This window comes from Microcoleus sp. PH2017_34_RAT_O_A (genome assembly GCF_020737885.1).
Lineage (GTDB): Bacteria > Cyanobacteriota > Cyanobacteriia > Cyanobacteriales > Microcoleaceae > Microcoleus.
Map to the genome: position 1 here is coordinate 231829 of NZ_JAEQDD010000001.1, position 24970 is coordinate 256798.

Here is a 24970-nt window from a genome sequence, read left to right on the forward strand (position 1 = left end):
CCAATAACCAATAACCAATAACCAATAACCAATAACCAATAACCAATAACCAATAACCAATAACCAATAACCAATAACCAATAACCAATAACTAATAACCAATAACCAATAACTAATGACTTCTTTTTCAGGGATTGACCGATCGCACAAACCAATTGCCATCCCCGTCGCGCCCGTAAAGCGATCGGTTCTGGGGTTCCCCCCGCAACTCCAAAAAATCCACCGTTTCCGGTTCCAACAGCAGCAAGCAAAAACTAGGCAGCGGCTCGATCGCATCTGGGGAAGCACAATCAAAAGCAGTAGCCTCAGCCTTGTCTTTCCCAGGTTCGGGCCAACCAAACTGCACCCGCGCCCCCTCAGAAAGCTCCTGCCAAGCTGTGCGGCGGGCTGCGTACAACTCTACATCTGGACAATCTGCCCCTGCCAAAATCAGTTGTCCAGCAATCCGAAATTGTTCCCGAGTTTTAGGGAAATACCAGCAAATCTCCCCCCAAGGATAGAGATTAATTTCCTCTGCCTTTTGACTGCGAATATCTGTAATAAACTTTAACTGGTTGGTGTTTTCCAAAAAGCCTCGAAACACCACAGTGCGGTTAGCAGGACGCCCGTCAGGACGAACCGTTGCTAGTTGCAAGTAGCGGGCATAGGCAAGACTGCGGTTGCGGTGGAGCGATCGCGCTAAGGGCGATCGCCAAAGTGCTAAAGACATAATGAATATCCTATTATATGGGTAATTGGCGATCGGTAGTTGGCAATCAGTAATCGGTAATCGGTAATGTACTAAGCCTGCTTCTTCCTTTTAGTTAATGACCAATGACTAATAGACCTCTTGCAAAAAAGATATATGTTATAATCAGAGGCTTTGAATTAAACATCTCCCATAATTGTGGAACAGGCATCCTGCCTGTTATTCACAGGCTTTTTGGGAGATATCTAATCAACTAAAGCAAAACTTTCCATTATATCAGAAAATTATTTTGCAAGAGGTCTAATGACTAATGCCCTATGCCCTATGCCCTATGCCCAATGACCAATGACCAATGACCAATGACCAATGACCAATGACTCTTGTTTTGCTATTAGTAATATTATGTCAAATACAGCCTCAAAACTCAAAACTATTGAAACTCCCCACAGCGGCTACCACTGGGACGGCAGTTCCCGGCGCTTTTTTGAAGGCTGGTACTACCGAATAACATTACCAATTCACGGACAATCCTTTGCATTCATGTATTCCATAGAAGACCCCAGAGGCGGTCAACCTTACAGCGGCGGTGCCGCCCAAATTCTCGGCCCCAAAGATAGCTATTTGTGCCGCACCTTCCCCGATGTAAATAAGTTTTGGGCGCACCGAGACACATTGGGTTTAGGACATTGGGGCAAAACAGATTTACAAATTAAACCAGAATATTTAGAACCACAAGTATTCGACAGCCGTATCGAAGAAGGCTATCAAGCTACTGCTACTTTGAATCAAGGTTATCTGCACGATCCAGGAACTGGAAATCACTGTTTTTGGCAATACGAAATCAAACCTGTTTACGGCTGGGGAAACTCCGACGAACTCCAAAAATCCACGGCGGGAATGCTATCTTTTTTGCCAGTGTTTGAGCCTGGATGGCAAATTTTAATGGCTCACGGTTTAGCCACGGGTTGGATCGATTGGAACGGCGAACGCTATGAATTTAAAGACGCTCCCGCTTACACCGAAAAAAACTGGGGCGGTGCTTTTCCGCAAAAATGGTTTTGGATAAATTGCAATTGTTTTCAAGGCGAAAGCGATTTAGCATTAACTGCTGGGGGTGGCAAGCGGGGCGTGCTGTGGTGGATGGAATCGGTAGCAATGATTGGCATCCATTACCGAGGCAAATTCTACGAATTTGTGCCTTGGAATTCCCAAGTAACTTGGAATATTGAACCTTGGGGAAGCTGGAAAATGCAGGCGAGAAACAGCCAGTTTGAAGTTGAGTTAAGTGGCAGTACAAAAAGTTCTGGCACCTATGTGCGAACTCCTACAGCCAAGGGTCTGGCTTTTTGCTGCCGCGATACGACGCACGGCGAATTGCGCTTGCAACTGCGAGAATTGTTGGGGGGAAATGTTGAGAAAAATGGCAAGCAGCGCTCTAAAATTATCTTAGAGGCTCAAAGTTCTTTGGCCGGTTTGGAAGTTGGCGGCGGGCCGTGGGATGCAGTTTGGCGATCGAATTAAGTCAGTAGTCATTAGTCATTAGTCATTAGTCATTAGTTAAATGTCTATTAATTACTGACTGCTGAGAACTCACAACTGCCAACTGCCAACTGCCAACTGCCAACTGTCAACTGTCAACTGTCAACTGTCAACTGTCAACTGCCAACTGTCAACTGTCAACTGTCAACTGTATTCAGACTTTACTTTAAATTAAAGCCAATTTCTTCATTATTAATAGAGCCGTCGGGCATTATCGCTCCATTCAGCACCGCACCTCTGAGATTTGCTCCCGTTAAATTAGCGCCTTCTAGATTAGCATTGCTCAGATTTGTGACTTGTTTGGAACCTCGGAAAAAGAAGCTGTGCAAATCAGCATTTGTCAAATTAGTGTCTGCCAGATTAGCATATTGCAAATCAGCACCGTGCAGGGTCGCATCAGTTAAATTAGCTTGGGTGAGATTGCTTCCCCAAAGTCTAGAATCCAACAAATTAGCATCTTGTAAATTGGCGCGACTCAGATTTGCCAAAGTCAGATTAGCATCCCACAATTTTGTGCGGTTGAAATTAGCTTCGGTCAAATTGGCTCGACTGAGATCCGTGCCCAAAATATCAGCATTTGCTAAATTGGCGCTGGTGAGATCTGCGTCAGAAAGGTCAGCATTTTTTAAATTAGCACCGGACAAGTTGGCGCCGCTCAGGTTGGCACCGCTCAAGTTGGCTTCTTGGAGATTAGCTCCTCGCAAATCGGCAGCGCTCAAATCGCATTGCTTCCACAGAAAGCTGACGCACCAATTATCTTTTAATAGCTGACTCAGATCCTCGGCATTCGCGGCAATCACAGGAGGAGTTAAGTAGAGACTAAATAGGGCGATCGCGAATACTGTCGCGAAGAAAGTTTTTAACGTCAGAACTATTTTCATTGACACTAATTGCAATAGATTCTTGATGTGTAATCAGAGCATATCAAAGAATAAGCAACTTTCATCGGCAATATTACTCAAAAATATCAGTGAAATGTCGATCGCCCTTAGCCCAGCCCCCAACTTAACTCGGCGAGTCGCGGGTGAATCCTCTTACCTAGAAAATGGGTTGCTTCACAGATGCGTCGGTGCTAGAGATTTTTTTTCCCTAAACCCTGTATCAGATGCTCGCAAGTGCGATCGGAATTTACTGATAGCATATATTGCGACAATGCAAGAAGCTGTTGCCCATTTAAATTGTATATTTTAATAAACTATTCTCCTCCAGCGTCAAATATTCTCAACCTCTTCCTCTCTCCCTCTTTCTCTGGTGAATCTGGCTAGCAAAAATAAATTGTTCAGTTCGCTTAAAACTACGAAATTTAGCGGTTTATAGACGCAATTATCCTTGGTTGTGACTGGCGTCACGAACTAAACCCAACTGTCATCACACAAATCAATCCCCGAGCATCACCAAATCTCCTCAAACTTATCACCTCCCCGAGAGTACGGATATCACTGTCAGTAGCTGAAAGATGCAAGAAAATTAGAGCATACAGTTAAACACCCGCCCTCCCATGCGTACTATCCCCTTTCTCCCGAGTCAATTAGCTGTCACAACTATTTTCAATTCGATCGAATTTTTGGGATTCGCCAATACTTCAGGTAAAGTATTTTCGGGCGAGCAAGCCCAAGCGCGACAAGAGGCAAATTTAGACGTTAGCACCAAGAAGGTTTACAGTGCAGGTTTAAAAAGTCTCGAACAAAAGGACTTGCACGCTGCGATTAAAAATTTCACCGCCACAATAAACATTAATCCGCAATTCGCACCAGCTTACAACGATCGCGGTGTTGCCCGCTACAGATTAGGCGACAAACAGTCTGCGATCGCCGATTTAACTACCGCCATCGAACTCAATCCCTATCGAGCCAAGTATTACAACAATCGGGCGTTTATGCTAGCTGGCTCAAAAGATTATGCTGGGGCGATCGCAGATTACAACTCAGCACTGATGCTCAACCCCAATTTGGCTCAAGCTTACTTTAACCGAGGCACTATCCACTTGCAAATGGAAAATTCCCTCGCAGCACTAGCTGATTTTGAATCAGCAATTCGCCTCGATCGCAATTTTGCCAAAGCTTACTTCAACCGAGGAGTGACTAGATATAAATTGAGAGAAGTTCAAGGAGCATTTGAGGATTTTCAGAAAGCAGCAGGGCTATTTAAGCAGCAATCGAGAATGGATTGCTATCAAGATGCTGTCTCTAAACTTAGAAAGTTATGTTATTAATTAAATTTGGCATAAGCCATAAAAAATAGATTGTATAACCAGGGGCTGGCATCTAATAAAAGATATGGATATTGAGCCGAAAAGTATTAGAAATTGGGTCGAGTTGAACTCAACCCAATTCACTTAAAACTACCCAATTCTTAAGGCTACATCGCCAGTGGGTAGGTCATTAGGACGAGGAACAATCGGAGACAAAGGAATTGCAAAAACTGCATTTCTGACGGAATCGACAGTAGCATTTTTTACAATAGCAGGAGACCCAGCTAAGTTAATTAAAGTATCGCTGCCAGATTGAGTGAATGTGGTATCCGATAATTTTCCTGTCAAAGCAATGCGATCGCCTTCACCTGGTTTAAAATCAAGTATTGTATGATTCGTTGGGAGTAGCAGAATAAAAGGCAGACTCGCAGGATCGACTCCGACCAAAACAAAAGTATCTGCACCACTACCTCCGGTGAGAGTATCGTTGCCTGTATCCCCAATCAAAATATCATTGCCATCGCCACCATTTAAGACATCATTCCCTTGCCCACCCCGTAAAAAGTCGTTACCAGCATCGCCATTAAGAGTATCGTCGCCGAAATTTCCGTTGATAATATCGTTGCCAACACCACCGCTAATTAAGTCGCTACCTTTGCCACCTCTGAGAAAATCGTCGCCTGCTTCCCCGGTGATAGTGTCGTTGCCTTTGCCGCCGTTGATGGCATCATCAATCGATGAACCGATAATGCGATCGTTGGCGCTACCTCCGCGCACGCCGCTGGGGTTTTGCTGAGAGTCTTGGGCAGTGACTTGATAGTTGTTCGGCGTATTAGGCAAGTTGAGCGATCGCAAAGGCAGATTTACAAAATTAGTATTATTCACAAAACTATTCAACACAGCAGCATTGGGAATAATACTCGAAACCCGACTGGGGACAATCCCTGCAACAACTTTGGCACTCGAAATGCGATCGCCCTGCTGCACCGCATTAACCGTCTCAAAACCTTGAATTACATTGCCAAAAACAGCATAATTGCCATCCAAAAACGGCAAAGCATCCAAAGTAAAATAGAACTGCGAAGAAGCCGTATTTAAACCACTATTAGAACGAGCCATTGCCACCGCCCCTTTCGTGTGAGGCAACTGTGGCTTTTGCGTGACAACTTGGTTGTAAACTGGCTGTGCCGCCCCTTGCGGCTTGATTTCCAAAGGAATAAAACGCGCCTGATTAGTATCCGGATCGATAAAATTACCCGTTCCCAATTGACCCGCCGGAATGCTAGTATCCTTGCTGCGCGGATCGCCCCCTTGCACCACAAAAGGATCCGGCTGGCGCACAACTCGGTGAAACATCACCCCATCGTAGGTGCCACGTTCAACTAAATCAACAAAATTTCCCCCAGTAATCGGCGCATTAGTGCCGTCTACTTCGATCGTCACCGGTTGACCATTAATTACCTGGACTACTGTAACTTTGCCTGTTAACGGGAGTGCAGCGCTCATAAGTAAATTGCTATTTGAGTAAGTGATATTTCGGTTTGATACCAAATCCTGGCTAAATGTTCCCTTTATTTCCTAGCCAGCAGAAGCGGGCATCCTCTGTATAAAAGCGGTTTTAAACACCGAATCATCAAAGGGGTGGGTAACTCAGATTTAGCAAGCACAGCAGAATCCCCACACCATACCTGTACTCAGGTTAGTGTGGGATGAATGCGAGGCAATGAGGAATTGACCGACGAGCAATATTGAACGCAGTTCAATTAGCGATGTCGGTCGGTGACTCATTGCCAATCTTTGATGTTGGCAATGAGTCAATCAGCTCTTCAATGACTTGAGTCATTGTCTTATCGGATTGAACAGCATATAGCCGTAACTTATGGAAACGTCGCTCAGACATCCTTAATCTTAATTGTTTATTTTTCATGTGGCTACACAATGGTTACACAATCATGCTACCATAGTGCTAACAGGAGGTAAAAGCAAATGAGGACGGCATACCAGTACAAATTACGCCCAGGCAAACAACAAGCAATAGAATTAGACAGGTGGTTGTCTATGCTTTGCGCTCAATATAACTATTTGTTGGCAGATAGATTTAACTGGTACGAGCAAAATCGTTGTCCTATCAATGCTTGTCCTCTTGTTTGTCACCTTCCAGAATTACGGGACAATCCCGATTACTACAGTCAAAAGAAAACACTACCTAACCTCAAGAAAACTCATCCTTGGTATGGCGAAATTTACTCGCAGGTTCTTTAGGATATTGTCAAGAGAGTCAAGGTAACTTTTGATAGATTCTTGAAGGGTGACAGTAACGGAAAACGTAGTGGCAGACCAAGATTTAAGTCTCGCAACCACTACAGAACCTTTACCTATCCTCAAATGAAGGATGGATGCTTGCAAAACAATTTAATCAATCTTCCGATGTTTGGAAAAGTTAAGGTTGTTTTGCATCGTTCCATTCCGAATGGTTTCAAAATCAAAACTGCTTCTGTCACTAAAAAAGCTGACGGTTACTATTTAACCCTCAGCCTGGAAGATGCGACAGTGCCAACAATTAAACCAGATTTCAATCCAGATTTAATAACTGGTATCGATGTTGGCTTAAAGGAGTTTTTGACAACTTCTGAGGGTAAAACTGTTGCTATACCTCAACATTATCGCAAATCTCAAAAACGTTTAAAAGTTATTCAGAAGCGTGTTTCCCGTCGTAAAAAAGGAAGCAATCGAAGATTAAAAGCGGTAAAACAGTTGGGCAAGCAGCATAAAAAAGTTGCCGACAAACGTAAAGATTTTCATTTCAAAACTGCTAACAACTTGTTGAAAAAATATGATGTTGTCGCGGTTGAAGATTTGAATGTCAAAGGACTTGCGCGTACATGGTTGGCAAAATCTGTTCTTGATGCCGGATGGTCAAGCTTTCTGTCGATACTGACAAACAAAGCCGAAAATGCTGGTTTGTTGGTTATCCCTGTTAAAGCGTCTGGTACAAGTCAAGATTGTTCTACTTGTGGGGTTAAAGTTCCTAAGAAGCTACATGAGAGATGGCACGACTGCCCCCATTGTGGATGTAGTCTTGACCGCGACCATAATGCAGCAATAAATATCAAAAACAGAGCGGTAGGGCATTCCGTTCTTAAAGCTCAGTTAACGTCCGAAGCAATAGCTGGAGTCGCTGAGAAGCCTACACTGTACTGTACGAGCGTCAGTGTAGGAGTATGTCACTATTAGAAGCAATTCGCGAATTGCCCCTACCCATTTAATCAGAAAACTGTAAACTTGTGTTAAGTACAGTTCTACTTGTTAATTTATGATTTCCCGGCGCAAGTTTTTTAGCACTTTATTGGCAATTTGTCTAGCCTTTCTGAGTTTCAATTTTGCCCCTCCAGCCTTGGCCCTCGGTGGCAAGCTGCCGGCAGTGAATCAAGCCGCACCAGACTTTAGCTTACCGACAAACAGCGGCGACGGGCAAATCTCGCTGTCCGATTATCGCGGGAAGTGGCTGGTAGTCTACTTCTATCCCAAAGATTTTACATCCGGTTGTACGATCGAAGCGCGTCGATTCCAGCAAGACTTGCCGAAATACTTAGCAAAAAACACTCAAATCATCGGCATCAGCGCTGATGATATCAACTCCCACGCGGAATTTTGCGACTCTGAAGGTTTGAAATTTCCGCTATTAGCAGATACCGACGGCAAAATAAGTAAAGCTTACGGTTCTTGGATGAGTTTTATCTCATCCCGGCACAGTTTTATTATTGACCCTGAAGGCATTTTGCGGGAAACCTTTGTCAAAGTTAATCCCGCCATTCACTCCAAAGAAGTATTAGCTCGTCTAGGCGAATTGCAGGCCAACAGCTAATATTGTGTCACCTAGAATAACCGCAATCAAATAGGTTCGTAGTGAGGACTTTAGTCCTTCTTCAGGATTGTAACTAATCACCGTAAAAATAGGTTAGTAGTGAGGACTTTAGTAGGATTGTAACTAATCACCGTAAAAATAGGTTAGTAGTGAGGACTTTAGTCCTTCTTCATGAGTTTATAAGGACTAAAGTCCTCACTACTAACCTTATATTACTTATTTTAGGGGACATGATGCCTGGTAACGAGACAAGCTGTAGAGCAAATCTAAAATCGCCTGTCCCGCCACAATCAGTGAGAATTGAACTTGCTATTTACAGCAACAGGCTCTGAAGAAGATTCCGGCTCTGAAAGATTTCTTTTTCGGCTAGCAAAACGGCGTTCCGGGTCAATTCCCTCAAAAGTTGGCGGCAACCAAACTCGGACTACTAACAACACTCCCAAAACTAGCAAGAATGCGCCTGTTGACAATATTTGAACCCAGGGAGTTTCCAGAACTCCCCGAACTATAACTTCTCGCAGAACAGATACAATACAAACTTCAACCGCCACGCCAATCGAAACGCGCTGCTCTTGCAAGTAAATAATGAGCAGCCGAAACAATTCCACCAAAACCAATAAAAATAGAATGTCGGCCGTCACTTCCTGAAAATTCAAAGGAGGCAGCAGCGAAAAAAACATTTCTCGCAGTTCGAGTACCATGAAACAGAACAAACCAATACACAAAGAAATTACAATTAAGTCTTGAACTGTTTCCAGACCGCTGACTATTAGTTTCAAATTCAACCATTTAGGAGGGGAATTAGTCTGGTTATTTGAACGGTTTTCCATTGACTGCTCCGGGAATCTGTTGGACTTGCTTACAGCTTAAGTTAAATTCAGCTTATATTTGCCCAAAAACAGGTTTAATTTATTTATAACCATCATCAAAATTCTGTCTAGTGACAATTTCCTAGCAACTTTTATTTATCACGCAGGCGGGTTGACTTTTTGCCAAGGTTTGTGCTATGTGAAACCTGATATTAGTAGATTTCGTGAAAAGTAGAGCTCAAAATCCTAAAATGCTGCAACTGAGATAAAATATGAAAATTGTCAATAATTATTTACAACAGCTCGATCAACTCGAGCTAGCGACTAAGGGCTCAAATCATACAAAAGCCGGAAAGTCAACCCAAAAAAGCCACCAAGAGAGGATTGAACACAATGGCATTTACACTCGCACCATTACCCTTCGCCGCTGACGCCCTAGAGTCAGGTCATATGTCGGCCAACACGTTTTCGTTCCACCACGACAAGCACCACGCTGCTTACGTGACCAATCTCAACAAACTGATTGAAGGCACCGAACTAGCCAGCAAATCCCTCGAAGAAATTGTGACGGCATCTGCTAAAGACCCATCCAAAGCCGGCATCTTCAACAATGCAGGTCAAGTTTGGAACCACAATTTCTTTTGGAATTCCCTCAAAGCGGGCGGTGGCGGCACTCCGACAGGAGCTTTAGCTGATAAAATCAATGCCGACTTTGGCAGCTTCGACAAATTCAAAGAAGAATTTAAGGCTGCTGCGACAACTCAGTTCGGCAGCGGCTGGGCTTGGCTGGTTGTGGACAACGGTACTTTGAAAGTTACCAAAACTGCTAACGCTGACACCCCGCTAGCACACGGCCAAACTCCTTTGCTGACTTTGGATGTGTGGGAACACGCTTATTATTTGGATTTCCAAAATCGCCGTCCCGATTACATTGCTAATTTCCTAGACAATTTGGCTAACTGGGATTTCGCAGCAGCAAATTTGGCTGCGGCTTAGTAACATCTGAGTTTTAGAACTGAAGTCCTCACTACGAACTTTTATCGGTTTGTAGTGGGGACTTTAGTTTTTGTTTCCGAGGACTGAAGTTCTCGCTACTAATACCGGTAATGGGTAATTGGTAATTGGTAATTGGTGAGGGGCTTTTAAGCTTTTAACCTGAAAGCTTTTTTCTGATTTCCGACTACTGATTACCAACTATCGATTACCGATTATCCTAATACCATCTTTCAGAAATCGTGCGACATAACAATTGTTGGATTTGTTGATTTTCCCCGATATCTAAGGTGCATCGCCAGTCGAAAAGTCGATTCAATGCCTGGCATTGAAAGAGAGCGACACACTCTGCAAATACAGTCGCATCATTTTTAACAAATGGTATATAGCCTTTCTCAAAAAGATGAGGTATGGCTGACAGCTTACATAAACGCTTAAATCAAGAGCGCCTTCTTCCCAACAACGTCCGCGAATCTTTGTGAGAACCGCTATAACTTAATAGGTTCGCTTAGTCCTGCAAAAGTAATGATGTAATTCGATGTAACCATTTCTATACAAGGATTAAGAATGCGAAAAACATTAATTGTAGACCACTAAGTAGGTCGGCGCTGTAAAATGCAAATATGTAAACGATTGTAAAGTATTCAAATACACATCTAGCAGCACTCGTTAGCCTTGTTTACATATTGTTACATAATAAAGTTTATTTAATCTCGCCTACCTACCTACTTAAATGGATGTAAAAATAGGTGTGGTATTTTAGGTATTTCCACTGCCTTGCACGGTATCTTAACCTGTGGAGATCGAGCCATGTGTGGGAGGGAAGGGATAGTAAAGACCTCCCGACCTCGCAAAATCGGCACTTTTCCCCTTGCTATAGCAATTTTGTTGTAACAGATAGATGTGGGGACAGATAAATGTGTGGACAGATAGATGTCTGGAGAGATATATTTTAAATATTGGGTGCAGAAACTTTTAACATAACTTTGGGAGTCTAGAAAATGACAAAAAATGTATCGGTAGTGATTCCATCTTATAATTGCGCCCAATTTTTACCGGAAGCAATTGAGAGCATTCTGGAACAAAGCTACCCTCCGTTTGAGGTGATCGTAGTAGACGATGGCTCTACTGATGATACGAAAGAAGTCTGCGATCGCTACCCGAAAGTAACATACGTCTATCAAAATAACCAAGGTGTGGCGGCTGCACGCAATACTGGTCTGCGGGTTAGTACGGGAGAGTATATTCTTTTCCTGGATAGTGATGATTGCCTGTTACCTGAAGCGATCGAGATTGGAGTCAAGCATCTCAACGCCCTGCCAGAGGTGGGCTTTGTCTTTGGTCGTTATTTCTTCTATTCCATTCAACCTGATGGCTCCTACAAAGTAGAAGAGAAATATGAGAATCAGCCTGAAGTTGCTAATTATGAAACTATTTTAGCTATCCGGCATAGGATTCAATGCGGTTGTATTATGTTTCGCCGTGCTGCCCTCGATACTGTCGCCATTGAGTCTATCGGTGCATTTGATCCAAGTGTATTAGCGATCGAAGATTACAATTTATGTTTGCGAATTGCCCGTAATTTTCCTGTCTATTTCCACGGTGAAGTCGTTTCTCAATATCGCTACACTGGCAATAATATATCCAGTAAATCGACCTACTTTCTGATCCATGCAATTCGAGATCATTCTCAGCAATGGAGTTACGTTGAACAAACTAAAAAAGAAGAATATCTAGTTGCCTATGAAGAAGGAAAAAAACACTGGACTAAGCTTTTTGGCGATCGATTGCCTTACGAAATCCAGAAATATATACGAGCTAAAGAATGGGTTGCAGCCTTGGGGATCCTGAGATTAATCTTGTATTACGATCCCAAATTCCAATCTATCGATCGGGCAATCTACGAAACATCCTATGCAACTCTGATGTCAGAGGTACGAAAGCTCCCCCTTCAAGACTCCTTAGCCTATTGGAAAAAACAACTTGCTGGAGCCCCTCCTTTATTACCCCTACCCACTGACCGACCGCGCCCCCCAGAGCAATCCTTTCGGGAAGCTTCTCTGTCTTTTGGCATTTCTGGGGAAATCGCGACTGCCTTAGGTATATTGGCCGAGCAGGAAGGGGTCACTCTCTCAACAACCCTGTTAGCCGCCTTTAATATTTTGCTGTATCGCTATACAGGTACAGAAGACGTGATTGTTGGCTCCCCTTTTGTGAGCCGTGTGAATTCAGAAAATTTTGTGAATGCTGTCCCCCTTCGTACAGATATGTCCGGCAATCCCACGTTCCTAGAGTTTCTGGGACGAGTGCGGAAAGTCGTTTTGTTAGCGCAAGCCTATCAAGATGTACCCTATTGTTTGTTGGTCGATCAATTTTGTCCCGAGATCGATTTGAGCTATTCTCCTCTGTTTCAAGTGACCTTTGTCTTTGAGGAAAATATTCCCTTCCAAACGATCGATCTGTCAAAATTAACAGCAAGTCCTTGGGTGATTGAAAATAACGAAGGGAAGTTTGACTTAACTTTGTACTTAAAACCAACCAGCGAAGGATTGGAGGGGAGTTGGTCTTACAGCAGGGATTTGTTTGATGCAGAAACCATTGAACGAATGAACGAGCATTTCCAGATTTTGTTGGCTGGGATTGTGGCTCATGCAGAACAACCGATTTCTGCATTGCCGTTGTTGCCAGACAAAGAGAAAAATTTGTTGCTTGTGGAATGGAATCAGACTCAAACAGATGAGTCACAAGATCGATGCCTCCACCACTTAGTGACTCAACAAGCAGAAGCAACTCCAGAGAAAATTGCGGTTTCCTTTGAAGGTCAAACATTAACTTACCAAGAACTGCATCAACGGTCCAATCAACTAGCCCACTATTTACAAAAAAAAGGGGTAAAACCAGATGATTTAGTTGGCATTTGTGTCGATCGTTCTCTGGAAATGCTGGTGGGATTATTAGGTGTGCTGAAGGCGGGCGGAGCCTATGTTCCCATAGACCCGAACTACCCGGACGATCGCGTGGAATACATGATCGAGAATTCCGAAGCCAAACTATTGTTAACACAACAGCAGCTTGTCAAGAACCTGCCTACCAAAGCAGCCAAAGAAGCATTGGTCATCTGTTTGGATGCGGATTGGTCTCTCATTGCCCAAGAGAGTCAGGAAACACCGATCGCAAGTGTTACGCCAGAAAATATGGCCTACGTCATTTACACGTCTGGTTCTACGGGTAAGCCCAAAGGCGTACAAGTTCTTCACCGCGGCGCAGTCAATTTTTTACGTTCGATGCGCGAGCAACCGGGAATCTGTGAGGCGGATATTTTGCTGTCTGTCACCACTCTCTCGTTTGATATTGCAGTCTTAGAACTGTACTTACCCCTGACTGTGGGAGCGCAGGTTGTCATCCTGAGTCGGGAAGCTGCCATGGATGGCAGAAAGTTATTAAGGACGATCGTCCAATTGGGGATTACGATCCTGCAAGCTACCCCAGCGACTTGGCGATTATTATTGCTGGAACCGGGTTGGGAAGGTCAGTCCCGGATGAAAATGCTCTCCGGTGGGGAAGCCATGCCCAAAGAATTGGCTGCCCAATTGTTAACCAAAGGTACAGAACTTTGGAATATGTACGGGCCGACAGAAACAACAGTTTGGTCAACGGTTTATCAAGTCAAAGATGCCGAACAGCGAATTTTAATTGGTAAGCCGATCGCCAACACCGATATCTACATCTTAGATCCTCTCCTGCAACCCGTTCCCATTGGGGTGGCTGGGGAATTACATATTGGTGGTTCAGGATTAGCCCGGGGCTATTTGCAGCGTGACGATTTAACCACAGAGAGATTTATTCCTAATCCATTTCGGGAAAGCGAACGAATCTACAAGACGGGGGACTTAGCGCGTTATTTGCCAGATGGAAATATTGAGTGTTTGGGTCGCCTAGATTTTCAAGTCAAAATTCGCGGTTTTCGGATCGAACTCGGTGAAATCGAGTCTGTTTTGGTCAAACACCCCAAGGTGCAGCAGGCCGTTGTCATCGTCAGGGAAGATGTTCCAGGCGACAAGCGTCTAGTAGGCTATATTGTCTCCCTCAACAATCAGAACCCCACCATTCAAGAACTGCGAAGTCTGCTCAAGGAGTACGTACCAGAATATATGGTGCCATCTATCTTTGTTTTCTTGGAAGCTCTACCCCTAACACCTAATGGTAAGGTCGATCGTAAAGCTCTACCCGTACCCGAACAATCTCGCGAAGCAAAACCAGTCGAATCCGCCACACCCAATCCTCCCGCTCCCTCCGAGACGACAAATAAAGTACAGCAAGAAAAGCCAAGAGAATTGGCCCGTCCCCAGGATGATTTGGAAATTCAACTCATCAAGATTTGGGAAAAAGTATTGCATACTTCACCCATCAGTACCACAGATAATTTTTTCGAGTTGGGAGGACATTCCCTATTAGCGATATCGCTAATTCGTGAAATAGAGGAAACCTACAAGAAAGAGCTATCTTTAGCTATTCTTTTCCAATCACCAACGATTCAGCAGTTGGCTAACACCCTTCGCGAAGAAGGATGTTTGTCTTCTGCACAGGCTTTAGTCACGATTCAGGAAGGCAGTTCCAAACTACCTTTATTCTTCATTTACGGCATATTTCTTTACTATGATTTGTCAAGACACCTCGGCAAAGACCAGACCTGTTATGGAGTTTATCTCAACGAGGAAGTCAGTATGTTCCAAAAGGATAAACTTGACAAATCACCAACGGATTTAGTGAGTGTTGCAGATATGGCAACTCGCTATCTCAAAGAAATCCAAAAACATCAACCTAAAGGGCCTTACCTCCTAGCGGGTGAGTCATTAGGTGGCTTAGTAGCCTTTGAAATGGCACATCTACTTCATTTACAGGGTGAGGAGGTAGCTTTACTGGGTCTTTTGGATAGTGCGATTCCAGGAAAAAACAAACTGTCATTCAGCCAGAAGCTGGCTTTTCATCTCAAAAAGCTGCGCCAACAAGGGCTTCCCTATTTGTTAAAAAAGATCCTAAAATCGAAGACTAAATCGACTTCTGGCATGATGATTAATAATCATAAGGTAGATCCTGGAGTAGAGTTTCGGAATTACGCTTTCAACAGTTACAAGCCACAACCTTATCCAGGCAGGGCGGTTTTGTTCCGAGCGAAGGATGAAAGTCACTTTAGCACTTTGGAAAACTGGAAGGATCTGGCAGTTGGAGGATTAGACATATATGATATCCCTGGAGATCATCTAAGTATTCTTCAAGAACCCAATGTCCCTGTCTTGGCCGAAAAAATGAAAGTGCATATCGATCGAGCCTTAGCAAAACTTTAGGCTGTTGAGTTGAACGACTTATAAAAGCGATTCAACAGGCTATGACAGATCGAACAATGCGTCAAAGCGTCGCCAATCTGGCGGCGCAAATCCAATCTGAAAATGGTATTTTGCCAATGCAGTTGCTATCGTACAGGAAATCTAAAATCCTGATACTGTTTGCGAATAACCGGTATTTTAGTGGAGGAATTCAAAAGGGAGCATCTCTTTTTTGAAAAAATTAATTATTATAGTGCGCCCTGTCGCGAGCTCGCGAGTGCTGCAATACTCGCTCTTCGGGGATAGCACTATAGTAAATGCAAAACTGAGATGCTCCCATTCAAAATCCCGTAAGTCATTCCCGAATCTAAAATCTAAAATCCGCGAAGGGGACAGTAAGTGCCGAGTTCGGTTCAGAAATCTCAAATTGTGTTATAGTGCTATCGGTAACTCTTTTACAAATTTTGTAGTTTCAGTGGCTGTTCGCGCGATGACCTCTTCACCAACCATAGCACCCGTTCGATCGAGTCAAGTTACCCGCAAGCCTTATCCAAATTATCGGGTAATAGTCCTCAACGACGATTTCAACACGTTTCAGCACGTTGTGGAATGTCTGACTAAGTACATTCCAGGCATGACGAGCGATCGAGCTTGGAAACTCGCCGACCAAATCCACAACGAAGGCCAGGCCACCGTCTGGGTTGGCCCGCAAGAGCAAGCAGAACTTTATCATATGCAATTGAGCCGTGCTGGGCTGACAATGGCTCCCCTAGAGTCTACTTAACTGCTATTGGCAATCCTGGACGCATTTTAACCAAAATCTCTCCTGGGCTAGCCGTGCGATGAAAGCAATCTCAGCCTCAAAGAGATTGCTTTCATCGTATTGCACCTCAGACAAGGAATCTTGGTGTTGGTGCTGATTTACCAACTCAAATTGTTGATATTTTAGGATTTACACGCGCGGGTGAGAAACCCGGTTTCTTCTTAAATACTGCGCTTCCACACCAATATTTCTCGCACAAACCGGGTTTAGAAGAGCGTTTAGTGTATTTATCTACTTAAATTTTTAAGACCACACTTTGGTTAATACATATAGCCTTTCTTAGAAAGATGAGGTATGACTATAAATGGAGTTTTTAATGCGACCTCGCTTACTATATAATAAATATAAGAGCGCTCGCATCCCAACAACGTACCTCACTTTTTTGAGAACCACTATAGATCTACAGGCTGATTTAAACCCAGAACTTATTGGAGTCCGCTTAGCTAAATTTGAAACCTGCCAAAATGGCAACATGACTCTATCTTGATGATTTAGATTATTGGAAAAGGTGAATAATCTTGCAATCACTTAGGAATGAGAATTAAATAACTTACAAATTGATGGTTTTTGTGGGATGGGCGTCCCGCCCGTCCTCTCATGACTGGCGGGACGCCCATCCCACAAATATGTATAAATTATTTAATTCGCGATGCTTATTGGGCTGGAATTGCCAAAGTCCTTTGAATCAAATTTTCGGACGGGTTCGTCTGTCCATCCCACAAGAAAAAAAAATTGTGGATGGGCTGGCGAACCCGTCCTAGCTATTTTTGCAACAAGTCTATTATCGCAGTTGACGATCGCCCGCGAGCACTCTCAATCAGGCGATCGCGCTCACATCTCAAATCTTGAACCGAAGCGACCCGAATCTGTTACAATTTTCAACATAGCCAGAACATCACACTCGCCGGAACTCACTTGCATAGGGATATAAGCCCCGACTTAAGTCGTGGAGAACCGAAAAAATAGATATTTAGTTGAATATCCCAGATTCATCTGTAGAGTCAATCTAAAATCTAAAATCTCAATTCGATGACACCGGAGTCAATCTAAAATCTAAAATCTAAAATCTAAAATCGACCGATGGAAACCCTGCAAACCCAACTTTATCAACTCGCACAATTTGCTAATAATTTAGTCAACACTCAACTGACACACCTGAGTTTAGTCAGTGTCGGAGTGATTTTTCTGGCAGGGTTGCTAACGAGCTTGACGCCCTGTATGCTTTCCATGTTGCCGATCACGATCGGCTACATCGGCGGATACGAAGCAAAAAGCCGCCTGCAAGCTGCTGCCCAGTCGGCATGGTTTGCCCTGGGATTGGCGACAACTCTTGCGGGTTTAGGCATTGTAGCATCATTTGCTGGTCAAGTTTATGGCAAAATTGGTCTGGGTTTGCCGATCGTTGTCAGCATCATCGCGATTTTAATGGGGCTGAATTTACTGGAAGCCTTACCCTTACAAATGCCGTCTTTTGACGCTGTGGGCTGGGTTCCGAAAGATTTGCCTGCGGGCGTGCGATCGTACTTATTAGGCTTAACTTTTGGTTTAGTAGCTTCTCCCTGTAGCACGCCGGTTTTAGCTACCCTATTAGCTTGGGTTTCCAAAACGGGAGATCTGGTTTTAGGCGGTGTGTTGCTGCTGTTTTACGCTGCGGGCTACGTGGCTCCGCTGATTGTAGCAGGTACTTTTACCGCGAGCATTAAAAAGTTGTTAGAATTGCGCCGTTGGTCGAGTTGGATTACGCCTGTTAGTGGCGTTTTATTAGTAGGATTTGGCGTGTTTTCTCTGCTTTCCCGCATTCTTCCCGCCTAAAATTCGCAGTAAGATTCGTAGTAAGGTTCGTAGTAAGGACTTCACTCCTTTAAGAATTACCGAAAACAATACAAAATTGAAGGATACAGAGAATTAATTAATTGTGATTGGTAGTGTGTTACCCAATTACCAATTACCAATTACCAATTACCAATTACCAATTACCAATTACCAATTACCAATTACCAATTTCCAATGATATCAAAAGAAGTATTTCTATCTAAATTATCAGACTGGGCGACTGCGCCTCTAAAGTTTTTCAAGCGAGAACTTTTGCCAGTGCTGGCAGATTTGCGGCTGGCAATTATCTTGCTGCTGGCGATCGCATTTTTCAGCATTTCCGGCACCATCATCGAACAAGGTCAATCTGTAGAATTTTACCAATCCAACTATCCAGAACACCCGGCTTTGTTCGGCTTCCTAACTTGGAAAGTTGTGCTAATTGCAGGACTTGACCACGTATACCGCACTTGGTGGTTTTTGTCAATCCTAATTTTGTTCGGCAGCAGCTTGACAGCTTGCACTTTTACCCGACAATTTCCGGCACTAAAAGCCGCCCGCCGCTGGAAATTTTATGCAGAACCGAAGCAGTTTGAAAAATTAGCTCTCAGTGCGGAATTAGAAACAACTTCTTTAAGTTCGTTAGAACAACTTTTGCAGCAAAAAAATTACCGCATATTTCGAGAAGGTGAAAAAGTTTATGCTCGCAAGGGCATAATTGGTAAAATCGGCCCGATTATTGTTCACGCGAGTATGCTAATTATTTTAGCTGGGTCGATGTTTGGCTCGATGACTGGATTTATGGGTCAAGAATTGGTTCCTAGCGGTGAAACGTTTCGGGTGCAGAATATCACTGATGCTGGGCCTTGGGCGGGGCCACAAATACCGAAGGATTGGTCGGTGCGTGTGAATCGGTTCTGGATCGATTATAGTCCGAGCGGGGCGATCGACCAATTTTACTCGGATCTGTCAGTTTTGGACAAAACAGGCCAAGAGGTCGATCGCAAAACCATTCACGTTAACGAGCCTCTGAGATACCGCGGAGTCACCTTTTATCAAGCAGATTGGGCTTTAGCCGCCGTGCGAGTTCGCCTCAACAAAAGCCCGGTTTTACAATTGCCAATGGCTCAGTTAGATACCCAAGGTAAAGGCAGAATTTGGGGTGCTTGGATTCCGACAAAACCAGATTTGAGTGCGGGAGTTTCTCTGCTAGCAAAGGACTTGCAAGGCACAATGTTAGTCTACGGTACTGATGGCAAATTGTTAACGACTGTTCGCGCCGGTACAGCAGTTGAAGTTAACGGAGTGATGCTGGCAATTGATGAAGTTGTTGGCAGCACGGGATTGCAAATTAAAGCCGATCCAGGAATTCCGCTCGTTTATACTGGCTTTGGGTTGCTAATGCTCAGCGTGATGATGAGCTATCTGTCTCACTCGCAGATTTGGGCTTTGGAAAAAAATGGCAAGCTATACGTCGGCGGGCGCACTAATCGCGCTCAGGTGATATTTGAAAGAGAAGTTGTGGAGATTTTGGACAAGTTGGCAGAATTGAAAACAGCAGATACCAAAAGTGCGATTACTGAGACTTCTCTAGCTAATTAAAACTAATTGTAGGGTGGGCAATGCCCATCTTACATCCGGGTAAAAACGATAATTAAACAGGAAATAAAGGTGATAAAAAGGATTGAATTCAGTCAACACGCCTTACTAAAAATAGAAATTCTAGAAAGTCGCGGGGTGACAATATCAACAGATTTGATTTCGGAAACTATTAGAACTCCTAGTAAGTTAGAAGCAAGTGGTGAAGGAAAGTTTATTTGTCAACAAAGATTGAATGGACTTGTCCTGAGAGTGGTTTACCAAGAATATAATGATAAAATTTTAGTAATTACTGCTTATCCGGGTAAGAGGTCAAGATATGAAAAAGATTAGATACAGCCAAGATGTAGATGCGATGCTGATCGAAATTTCCGATAGCCCGATCGCCTATGCCGAAGATGAAGGGCAAATGATTCTGCACTATTCTAGCAGCGGAGAACTGGTATTGATCGAAATATTAGATGTGAAACAATTTATCTCCTTAGAATCTCTCTCCGAAGCAATTAAGTAGGGTGTTCTACTCTAGCGTTATTTTCGAGCCAAACCAACAATCTCACTGACGCACCGAAAGCAAAAAACGGTGCGTCAGAATCATGCTTTCGGTGCTGATTGAGAATCTCAAGGACGCCCCTACCGCAATCAGTACCAGCCGCAGAAGACTCAACCTTCTACTTCTCGTGCCGCACCTCAACCACAGTGTGCACGTTCCCCCGTGGCAGAAAATCGCCCTTAATCGTCACTTCCAGCGGCGCGCAAGCTGCGACAAAATCATCTAAAATTTGATTGATCGATTCTTCGTGAGAAATGTAGCGATCGCGATAACTGTTAACGTAGAGCTTCAGCGCCTTCAACTCGACCACCCGCTCGTCGGGCACGTAAGTAACGTGAATCGCCGCAAAATCGGGATAGCCTGAAAACGGACACTTGCAAGTAAACTCCGGCAAGGTAATGTTAATCGTATAGCGCCGCCCGACTCGCGGGTTCGGGAAAGTAATTAACTCTCCTTCCAAAATCTCGCGTTCGCCGTATTTCATTTCCTCGGTACTTGACTTTTGCGACATACTTTGTGCAGTTGGGTGGTTGTTCATAGCGATCGACTGAAAACTTCTAAGATTTAATTAAACTCACTCTCAAAATCTGTAACAAATATCTTGACGAATTGTGTTGCGATCGATCTAATTGCAAATACTCTCAGGCTAAACTTAAAAAAGTTCACCCTCGCCATCTACAATTATGCAAAATACTACCTTATCTGACAATACGAACCCTGAAAACTCAAATAGTTACTCTGCATCGGTACCGATTTCCCTCTATCGAGAAGTCACGGCGGAATTGCAAGCAGCCCAAGCAATGCTCGACTCCCTCAAAACCCACAACCAGCAATTAGTTCAACAAAATCAACAACTGCGGCGAGAAGTAGAAACAGTAGTTCAAGTATCCCAGCAGCTACAACAAGTAGTCAACTCGGCTCAGAACGTCACCCAGACTGGGATGCCTCAAATGCCCTCAGTCAAATTCAATTTCAGCGTTGAACCGGAGCCCCCAGCACCTGTAACCTCGCGGACTAGCTCTGCCGTACCTCAACCACCTCAGAAAGTGGCTTTCCCCTTCCCTCTACCGGAGCCAACAGCCCCTCCCATGCCGGATACACTGCCAGAAAAATTATTTGCAGAGGTGCCGGAAACTCCTTACCGCATTCGATCTCAACCCAAAAAAGCCTCAGACTTAAGTGGATTGTGGTTGGCGATCGCCATTTTTCTGATTGTTATTGCTGCCTTCGGTGCAGGTTATTTAGTTGTTCGCCCTTTGTTAAAGGGAAAGTGACACTCCGCGTCCTAAACGCGTGGGGATTCTTGGTTCCGGCGTTGCTTAATCAGGGTATGAAAAAAAATAAGTTAAAAATCCCCAAGCTTTGTCGATAGTGGTTTCTATGACTGGCATATTTAGCCTTTCATACCGTAAATCAGCAACGCCACAAAAGATTTTGAAAGCCGCCCTAGAACGGCGGGACTTTAGACCCAATTCTTCGGTAAATTTCAACAAGAATCCCACGGCTCGAACCGTGGGATTTTAACGAAAACCTAGCATAAAATATTCAAAGTTACGCTAATTGGCTATCATCCTCTGGCTGCACTCGTTTCTACTAAACGAGGTGCATACTGCTCTTCACAAGCAGAACCTAGAATGCCCACCCCGGGCTCGAAACCGCGCGTGAACTCAGTGAGTTTTACCTGTTTAGCTTCCAAAGCTGTCTGTAGCACCTTCATGGCTCGGTGAGGGTCGCCGGCTCCGCAGAAAAATAAGTCTGCTGCAAAATAACCGTGTTCAGGCCAAGTATGGATTGCTATATGAGACTCTGCCAAAGTTGCAGTAGCCGTCACTCCGTGAGGACTAAACTGGTGTACGCACAAATCGATGAGAGTAGCTCCTCCGGCTTCGATCGCATCGAGTATGGCGCGGCGGATACGTTCAGGATCGTTGAGGAGGTCTCCAGGAGACTCCCAAGCATCAGCGACCAGATGGGTTCCCAATTGTTTCATTCTGCGGGGTTTTACCTCTAACTCACAATGTCTCAAACCTTTTGACAATAGCACGGATTCTAGAAATTTTCAAGTAAATTACCAAAAAAATTCCAAAAAATAGTTGCGAGGGCCCTCGCAACTATTTTTTGGGGCGCTTTGTCGCCAGTCAAACGCCGGTGCGAGATCTCGCACCGGCGAGTAGCGCGCCACTGCAAAAAAGCGACGTAACGTAAGTGAAGCTTTTGACTTCACGCGCGATCGCTAGCCTGCTCGCAACTGACAATCAACACGCTACCGGACATCCGATCAATCGCGGCTGTGAGTAGCCCCATTCGGCAAAATAGCCCCGCTCAAAGCCGCTTGGTTCAAATTAGCAACATTCAAGCTAGCCCCAATCAAATTAGCCTCCGACAAATTAGTTCCTGTCAAATTTGCCCCTGTCAAAGAACTCAGCAGCAAACCCGCTCCCGACAAATTGGCGTGACTCAAATTCGCTCCCCGCAAATCTGCTTCCAGCAAGCTAGCACCCGATAAATTTGCACCGCTCAAATCAGCTCCCCTGAGAGAAGCTTTGTTCAAATTCGCAGCCCTCAAATCAGCATTATGCAGAATTAAACCATTCAAATTAGCTTTACTCAAATTAGCGCCTTGCAAGTCAGCACCGCTCAAATTAGAACCATTTAAATTAGCTCCTTTCAAGTCAGCACCGCTCAAGTCAGCACCGCTCAAATTAGCAGCACAAATACAAGCCTCCCGCAGACTTGCTTCGCTCAAAATCGCCCCAACCAAATTGACACCGCTGAGATTTCCGCGATTGAGATAAGCCCGAATTAGATTTGCACCGCTCAGGTTTGCTCCGTTCAAATCTACTTCGCTCATAATTGCTCTAGTCAGATTTGCTCTGCTTAAATCAACCCCGCTCATAATTGCTCGGCTCAGCGTCGCCCCGCTCAAATTAGCCTCAATTAGTTTCGAGCCACTTAGCAAACAAGCTCCGACTAAACTCGCTCCAGTCATCACAGCTTTGCTCAAGTCAGCGCGAGACAATATTGCTCCGCTGAGATTTGCTCCGCTAAAATCGGCTCCGATCGCCACAGTTCCCGTTAAACTACAACTGCCTAGGTTCGCTTCAATTAATTTCGCCTTAGATAAATTAGCCCCGCTCAAGTCGGCACCATTTAAATTAGCTCCTATTAGTTTACTTCTAATTAAGTTGGCCCCTTTCAAATTAGTGCTGCTCAAATTAGTTCGACTGAGATTAGATTCAATCAAATGAGCGGCAATGAGGTTGGCTCCTCGAAAATCTCGTTCCCCGTTTCTATGTCTAGTTACAAGTTCATCGGCACTTAAAATCTCAGTGAAATTCATAAAAAAATTGAGTGAGTTTCCTTAATTTCTCGATGTTCAATGTTGTCTGAAAGTTTGTATGCTCGTGTTTGCTAGTCAGTTCTTAAACCAATACTGCCGCAGTAATAATTATCAAAACTGGTTGATTTCTAGCATCACCCTGATAATTTACGTAGAACTCACGAAAAGCCACCCGGTTTTTCGTAAAAGTAGGGCTTGGCTAGGGGCATTTATGAAGAAACCGAGTTTCTCGCTTCCGCCTGTAAGTCTTATGCTGCTAAGAGTTAGTTGCGGCTGATGTTAGTTGTTAATTGTTAGTTGTATTTATACTAACTGCTAATCACTAACTATTAACTACTAACTATTTACAAAATATCGATAAATCGATAAGTTGTCGATCGCATATTTTTGGGGTTCTTGCTGGCGGCACCCGCGCCACATTCACAGCCCACAAATTGCTGGTACAGGGGAGCAAATCTATTCTATTAGTTCCCGAAAGAAATAAGGACTCGAAGCTTCAACTCCGAATATCTTTTAGTTTTTGCCTTCTTTCTTCGATCGCCCATGAAAGCAGAGCCCGGTCAGCTCAGCTAGTGTCACCTCCCCCCACTGTGCTCAATGCAGCGTGAAATCGAACAGGAAGGCTGTTTCGCTCGCCTGGCCGATCGAGTCCCAGGCGAAACCAGCAATAGGCTGCCATGGGCCTGAGATTTCGCCAAAAAAAGCGCCGCGAGCCGTTCCCGTACTCCCGCGCTGCTGTGCTTGTTGTTAATGTTTACTCGATCCATGAGCGCTTGCGCTTCTAATTAACAGAACGCCCGACACCAGACGCGCTCCCGGACATAAAAGCTGTTCCTGGGCTGGAAAAAATGCTTCGCTGAGGCATTCCCAGAAAAACTATATTCCTTTAGCCGGTCTTGCCAAAGGCAATTGGGCTGCTACAGCCAACCAATGACCAGCCTAAGTCTTGCCCCAAGGCGACGACAATAATTATTCTAATAATTGCCGACCACCGCAGGCCGTACTCGGCGCGCGGGACTGGCTACTTCACCTGATATAATTTGCTGAAATTAGCCACCCCATAATTAAAGATAGTCGCTCTTTGACTAACGGGGCAATCTCTGCTGCAATTTTAGTCATCCAATTTGATAATACTCCAGGGTTTGCAACCCTTGCAGTAGTGAGTGTTACAGACTCACAAATCGCTGCGGATTTAGAGTGTAAAAATTTATAGAGCCGATCGACCAGCCGACCCAAAGCCCAGCTCGCACTCTCAAAATTCAACTTTTGCTTGGTCGCTTTTTTGAGGTTTCCCGAACAAAACAAAAGCCGGCTTTCACAGAAAAAGCCGACTTTTGAGAGAATTTTACCCGCATTCGGCTAAACGCTGCGCCCTAAACAATCCGAGTGCGCCAGTGCGATCGTCCCAGCCGTCGGTAGAAATAATAGACATCTCCA

General features: G+C 44.3%; 18 protein-coding genes and 1 pseudogene. 12 read left to right on the top strand and 7 right to left on the bottom strand.

Annotation, left to right across the window (positions count from 1 at the left end; genetic code table 11):
• Positions 1-127 precede the first annotated feature (127 nt).
• Positions 128-709, bottom strand: coding sequence for an Npun_F5749 family FMN-dependent PPOX-type flavoprotein (locus JGK11_RS00960; protein WP_293190330.1), 582 nt, complete (start codon positions 707-709; stop codon positions 128-130).
• 381 nt (positions 710-1090) lie between these two features.
• On the opposite strand from JGK11_RS00960, the gene JGK11_RS00965 reads away from it, so the two are divergent.
• Positions 1091-2209, top strand: coding sequence for a tocopherol cyclase family protein (locus tag JGK11_RS00965; protein WP_293176445.1), 1119 nt, complete (start codon positions 1091-1093; stop codon positions 2207-2209).
• Between the two features lie 179 nt (positions 2210-2388).
• On the opposite strand, the gene JGK11_RS00970 is transcribed toward JGK11_RS00965, so the two are convergent.
• Entirely contained in the window at positions 2389-3108 is a 720-nt protein-coding gene (locus JGK11_RS00970; protein ID WP_293176447.1) for a pentapeptide repeat-containing protein, read from the bottom strand.
• Between the two features lie 617 nt (positions 3109-3725).
• Between JGK11_RS00970 and JGK11_RS00975 the strand changes: the two genes are divergently transcribed.
• Positions 3726-4439 carry a tetratricopeptide repeat protein gene (locus JGK11_RS00975; protein WP_293176449.1) on the top strand — a complete coding sequence of 238 codons (714 nt, stop codon included), beginning with the start codon at positions 3726-3728 and terminating at the stop codon, positions 4437-4439.
• 129 nt (positions 4440-4568) lie between these two features.
• Here the strand turns inward: JGK11_RS00975 and JGK11_RS00980 are convergent, their stop codons facing one another.
• Positions 4569-5924, bottom strand: a complete 1356-nt coding sequence (locus tag JGK11_RS00980; protein ID WP_293176451.1) for a peptidylprolyl isomerase — start codon at positions 5922-5924, stop codon at positions 4569-4571.
• Between the two features lie 480 nt (positions 5925-6404).
• Between JGK11_RS00980 and JGK11_RS00985 the strand changes: the two are divergent.
• Positions 6405-7652 (top strand): annotated as a pseudogene (locus JGK11_RS00985) (transposase).
• Positions 7653-7731: 79 nt separating this feature from the next.
• A complete protein-coding gene (locus JGK11_RS00990; protein ID WP_293193812.1) occupies positions 7732-8283 on the top strand; it encodes a peroxiredoxin in 552 nt (183 codons plus the stop codon).
• Between the two features lie 290 nt (positions 8284-8573).
• Here JGK11_RS00990 and JGK11_RS00995 read toward each other — a convergent pair whose 3' ends face one another.
• On the bottom strand, positions 8574-9113 hold the full coding sequence (locus tag JGK11_RS00995; protein WP_293176458.1) for a phosphate-starvation-inducible PsiE family protein: 540 nt from the start codon (positions 9111-9113) through the stop codon (positions 8574-8576).
• Positions 9114-9485: 372 nt separating this feature from the next.
• Here JGK11_RS00995 and JGK11_RS01000 point away from each other — a divergent pair, with 372 nt between their 5' ends.
• From JGK11_RS01000 to JGK11_RS01030, 7 genes are all read left to right on the top strand, one after another.
• Positions 9486-10088: a superoxide dismutase gene (locus JGK11_RS01000; protein WP_293189523.1), complete on the top strand. Its 603-nt coding sequence runs from the start codon at positions 9486-9488 to the stop codon at positions 10086-10088.
• A gap of 998 nt (positions 10089-11086) precedes the next feature.
• On the top strand, positions 11087-15430 hold the full coding sequence (locus tag JGK11_RS01005) for an amino acid adenylation domain-containing protein (protein WP_293176462.1): 4344 nt from the start codon (positions 11087-11089) through the stop codon (positions 15428-15430).
• 469 nt (positions 15431-15899) lie between these two features.
• Positions 15900-16193 (top strand): ATP-dependent Clp protease adapter ClpS, encoded by a 294-nt coding sequence (clpS, locus tag JGK11_RS01010; RefSeq protein ID WP_293145351.1) that lies wholly within the window; start codon positions 15900-15902, stop codon positions 16191-16193.
• 1119 nt (positions 16194-17312) lie between these two features.
• The gene (locus JGK11_RS01015) at positions 17313-18044 is read left to right on the top strand and encodes a cytochrome c biogenesis protein CcdA (RefSeq protein ID WP_293145339.1); all 732 of its coding nucleotides are present in this window, start codon (positions 17313-17315) and stop codon (positions 18042-18044) included.
• A gap of 195 nt (positions 18045-18239) precedes the next feature.
• Entirely contained in the window at positions 18240-19646 is a 1407-nt protein-coding gene (locus JGK11_RS01020; RefSeq protein WP_293210260.1) for a cytochrome c biogenesis protein, read from the top strand.
• A 69-nt stretch (positions 19647-19715) separates the two neighbouring features.
• Positions 19716-19976 carry a DUF4258 domain-containing protein gene (locus JGK11_RS01025; protein WP_293210262.1) on the top strand — a complete coding sequence of 87 codons (261 nt, stop codon included), beginning with the start codon at positions 19716-19718 and terminating at the stop codon, positions 19974-19976.
• Positions 19963-20154, top strand: coding sequence for a DUF2283 domain-containing protein (locus JGK11_RS01030; RefSeq protein ID WP_293176466.1), 192 nt, complete (start codon positions 19963-19965; stop codon positions 20152-20154). Before JGK11_RS01025 ends, JGK11_RS01030 begins: the two co-directional genes overlap by 14 nt.
• Before the next feature lie 157 nt (positions 20155-20311).
• Here JGK11_RS01030 and queF read toward each other — a convergent pair whose 3' ends face one another.
• A complete protein-coding gene (gene queF / locus JGK11_RS01035; protein WP_293176468.1) occupies positions 20312-20731 on the bottom strand; it encodes a preQ(1) synthase in 420 nt (139 codons plus the stop codon).
• Between the two features lie 145 nt (positions 20732-20876).
• Here queF and JGK11_RS01040 point away from each other — a divergent pair, with 145 nt between their 5' ends.
• Entirely contained in the window at positions 20877-21467 is a 591-nt protein-coding gene (locus JGK11_RS01040) for a hypothetical protein (RefSeq protein ID WP_293176470.1), read from the top strand.
• Between the two features lie 293 nt (positions 21468-21760).
• Here the strand turns inward: JGK11_RS01040 and speD are convergent, their stop codons facing one another.
• Positions 21761-22183, bottom strand: coding sequence for an adenosylmethionine decarboxylase (gene speD, locus JGK11_RS01045; protein WP_293176472.1), 423 nt, complete (start codon positions 22181-22183; stop codon positions 21761-21763).
• A 288-nt stretch (positions 22184-22471) separates the two neighbouring features.
• Positions 22472-23533 (bottom strand): pentapeptide repeat-containing protein, encoded by a 1062-nt coding sequence (locus JGK11_RS01050; protein WP_293176474.1) that lies wholly within the window; start codon positions 23531-23533, stop codon positions 22472-22474.
• Positions 23534-24970 lie beyond the last annotated feature (1437 nt).

Bases quoted from the DNA above. Each gene is read 5' to 3' on its own strand.
- JGK11_RS00960 (WP_293190330.1), bottom strand. From the start codon at position 709: ATGTCTTTAGCACTTTGGCGATCGCCCTTAGCGCGATCGCTCCACCGC.
- JGK11_RS00965 (WP_293176445.1), top strand. From the start codon at position 1,091: ATGTCAAATACAGCCTCAAAACTCAAAACTATTGAAACTCCCCACAGC.
- JGK11_RS00970 (WP_293176447.1), bottom strand. From the start codon at position 3,108: ATGAAAATAGTTCTGACGTTAAAAACTTTCTTCGCGACAGTATTCGCG.
- JGK11_RS00975 (WP_293176449.1), top strand. From the start codon at position 3,726: ATGCGTACTATCCCCTTTCTCCCGAGTCAATTAGCTGTCACAACTATT.
- JGK11_RS00980 (WP_293176451.1), bottom strand. From the start codon at position 5,924: ATGAGCGCTGCACTCCCGTTAACAGGCAAAGTTACAGTAGTCCAGGTA.
- JGK11_RS00990 (WP_293193812.1), top strand. From the start codon at position 7,732: ATGATTTCCCGGCGCAAGTTTTTTAGCACTTTATTGGCAATTTGTCTA.
- JGK11_RS00995 (WP_293176458.1), bottom strand. From the start codon at position 9,113: ATGGAAAACCGTTCAAATAACCAGACTAATTCCCCTCCTAAATGGTTG.
- JGK11_RS01000 (WP_293189523.1), top strand. From the start codon at position 9,486: ATGGCATTTACACTCGCACCATTACCCTTCGCCGCTGACGCCCTAGAG.
- JGK11_RS01005 (WP_293176462.1), top strand. From the start codon at position 11,087: ATGACAAAAAATGTATCGGTAGTGATTCCATCTTATAATTGCGCCCAA.
- clpS (WP_293145351.1), top strand. From the start codon at position 15,900: ATGACCTCTTCACCAACCATAGCACCCGTTCGATCGAGTCAAGTTACC.
- JGK11_RS01015 (WP_293145339.1), top strand. From the start codon at position 17,313: ATGGAAACCCTGCAAACCCAACTTTATCAACTCGCACAATTTGCTAAT.
- JGK11_RS01020 (WP_293210260.1), top strand. From the start codon at position 18,240: ATGATATCAAAAGAAGTATTTCTATCTAAATTATCAGACTGGGCGACT.
- JGK11_RS01030 (WP_293176466.1), top strand. From the start codon at position 19,963: ATGAAAAAGATTAGATACAGCCAAGATGTAGATGCGATGCTGATCGAA.
- queF (WP_293176468.1), bottom strand. From the start codon at position 20,731: ATGAACAACCACCCAACTGCACAAAGTATGTCGCAAAAGTCAAGTACC.
- JGK11_RS01040 (WP_293176470.1), top strand. From the start codon at position 20,877: ATGCAAAATACTACCTTATCTGACAATACGAACCCTGAAAACTCAAAT.
- speD (WP_293176472.1), bottom strand. From the start codon at position 22,183: ATGAAACAATTGGGAACCCATCTGGTCGCTGATGCTTGGGAGTCTCCT.
- JGK11_RS01050 (WP_293176474.1), bottom strand. From the start codon at position 23,533: ATGAATTTCACTGAGATTTTAAGTGCCGATGAACTTGTAACTAGACAT.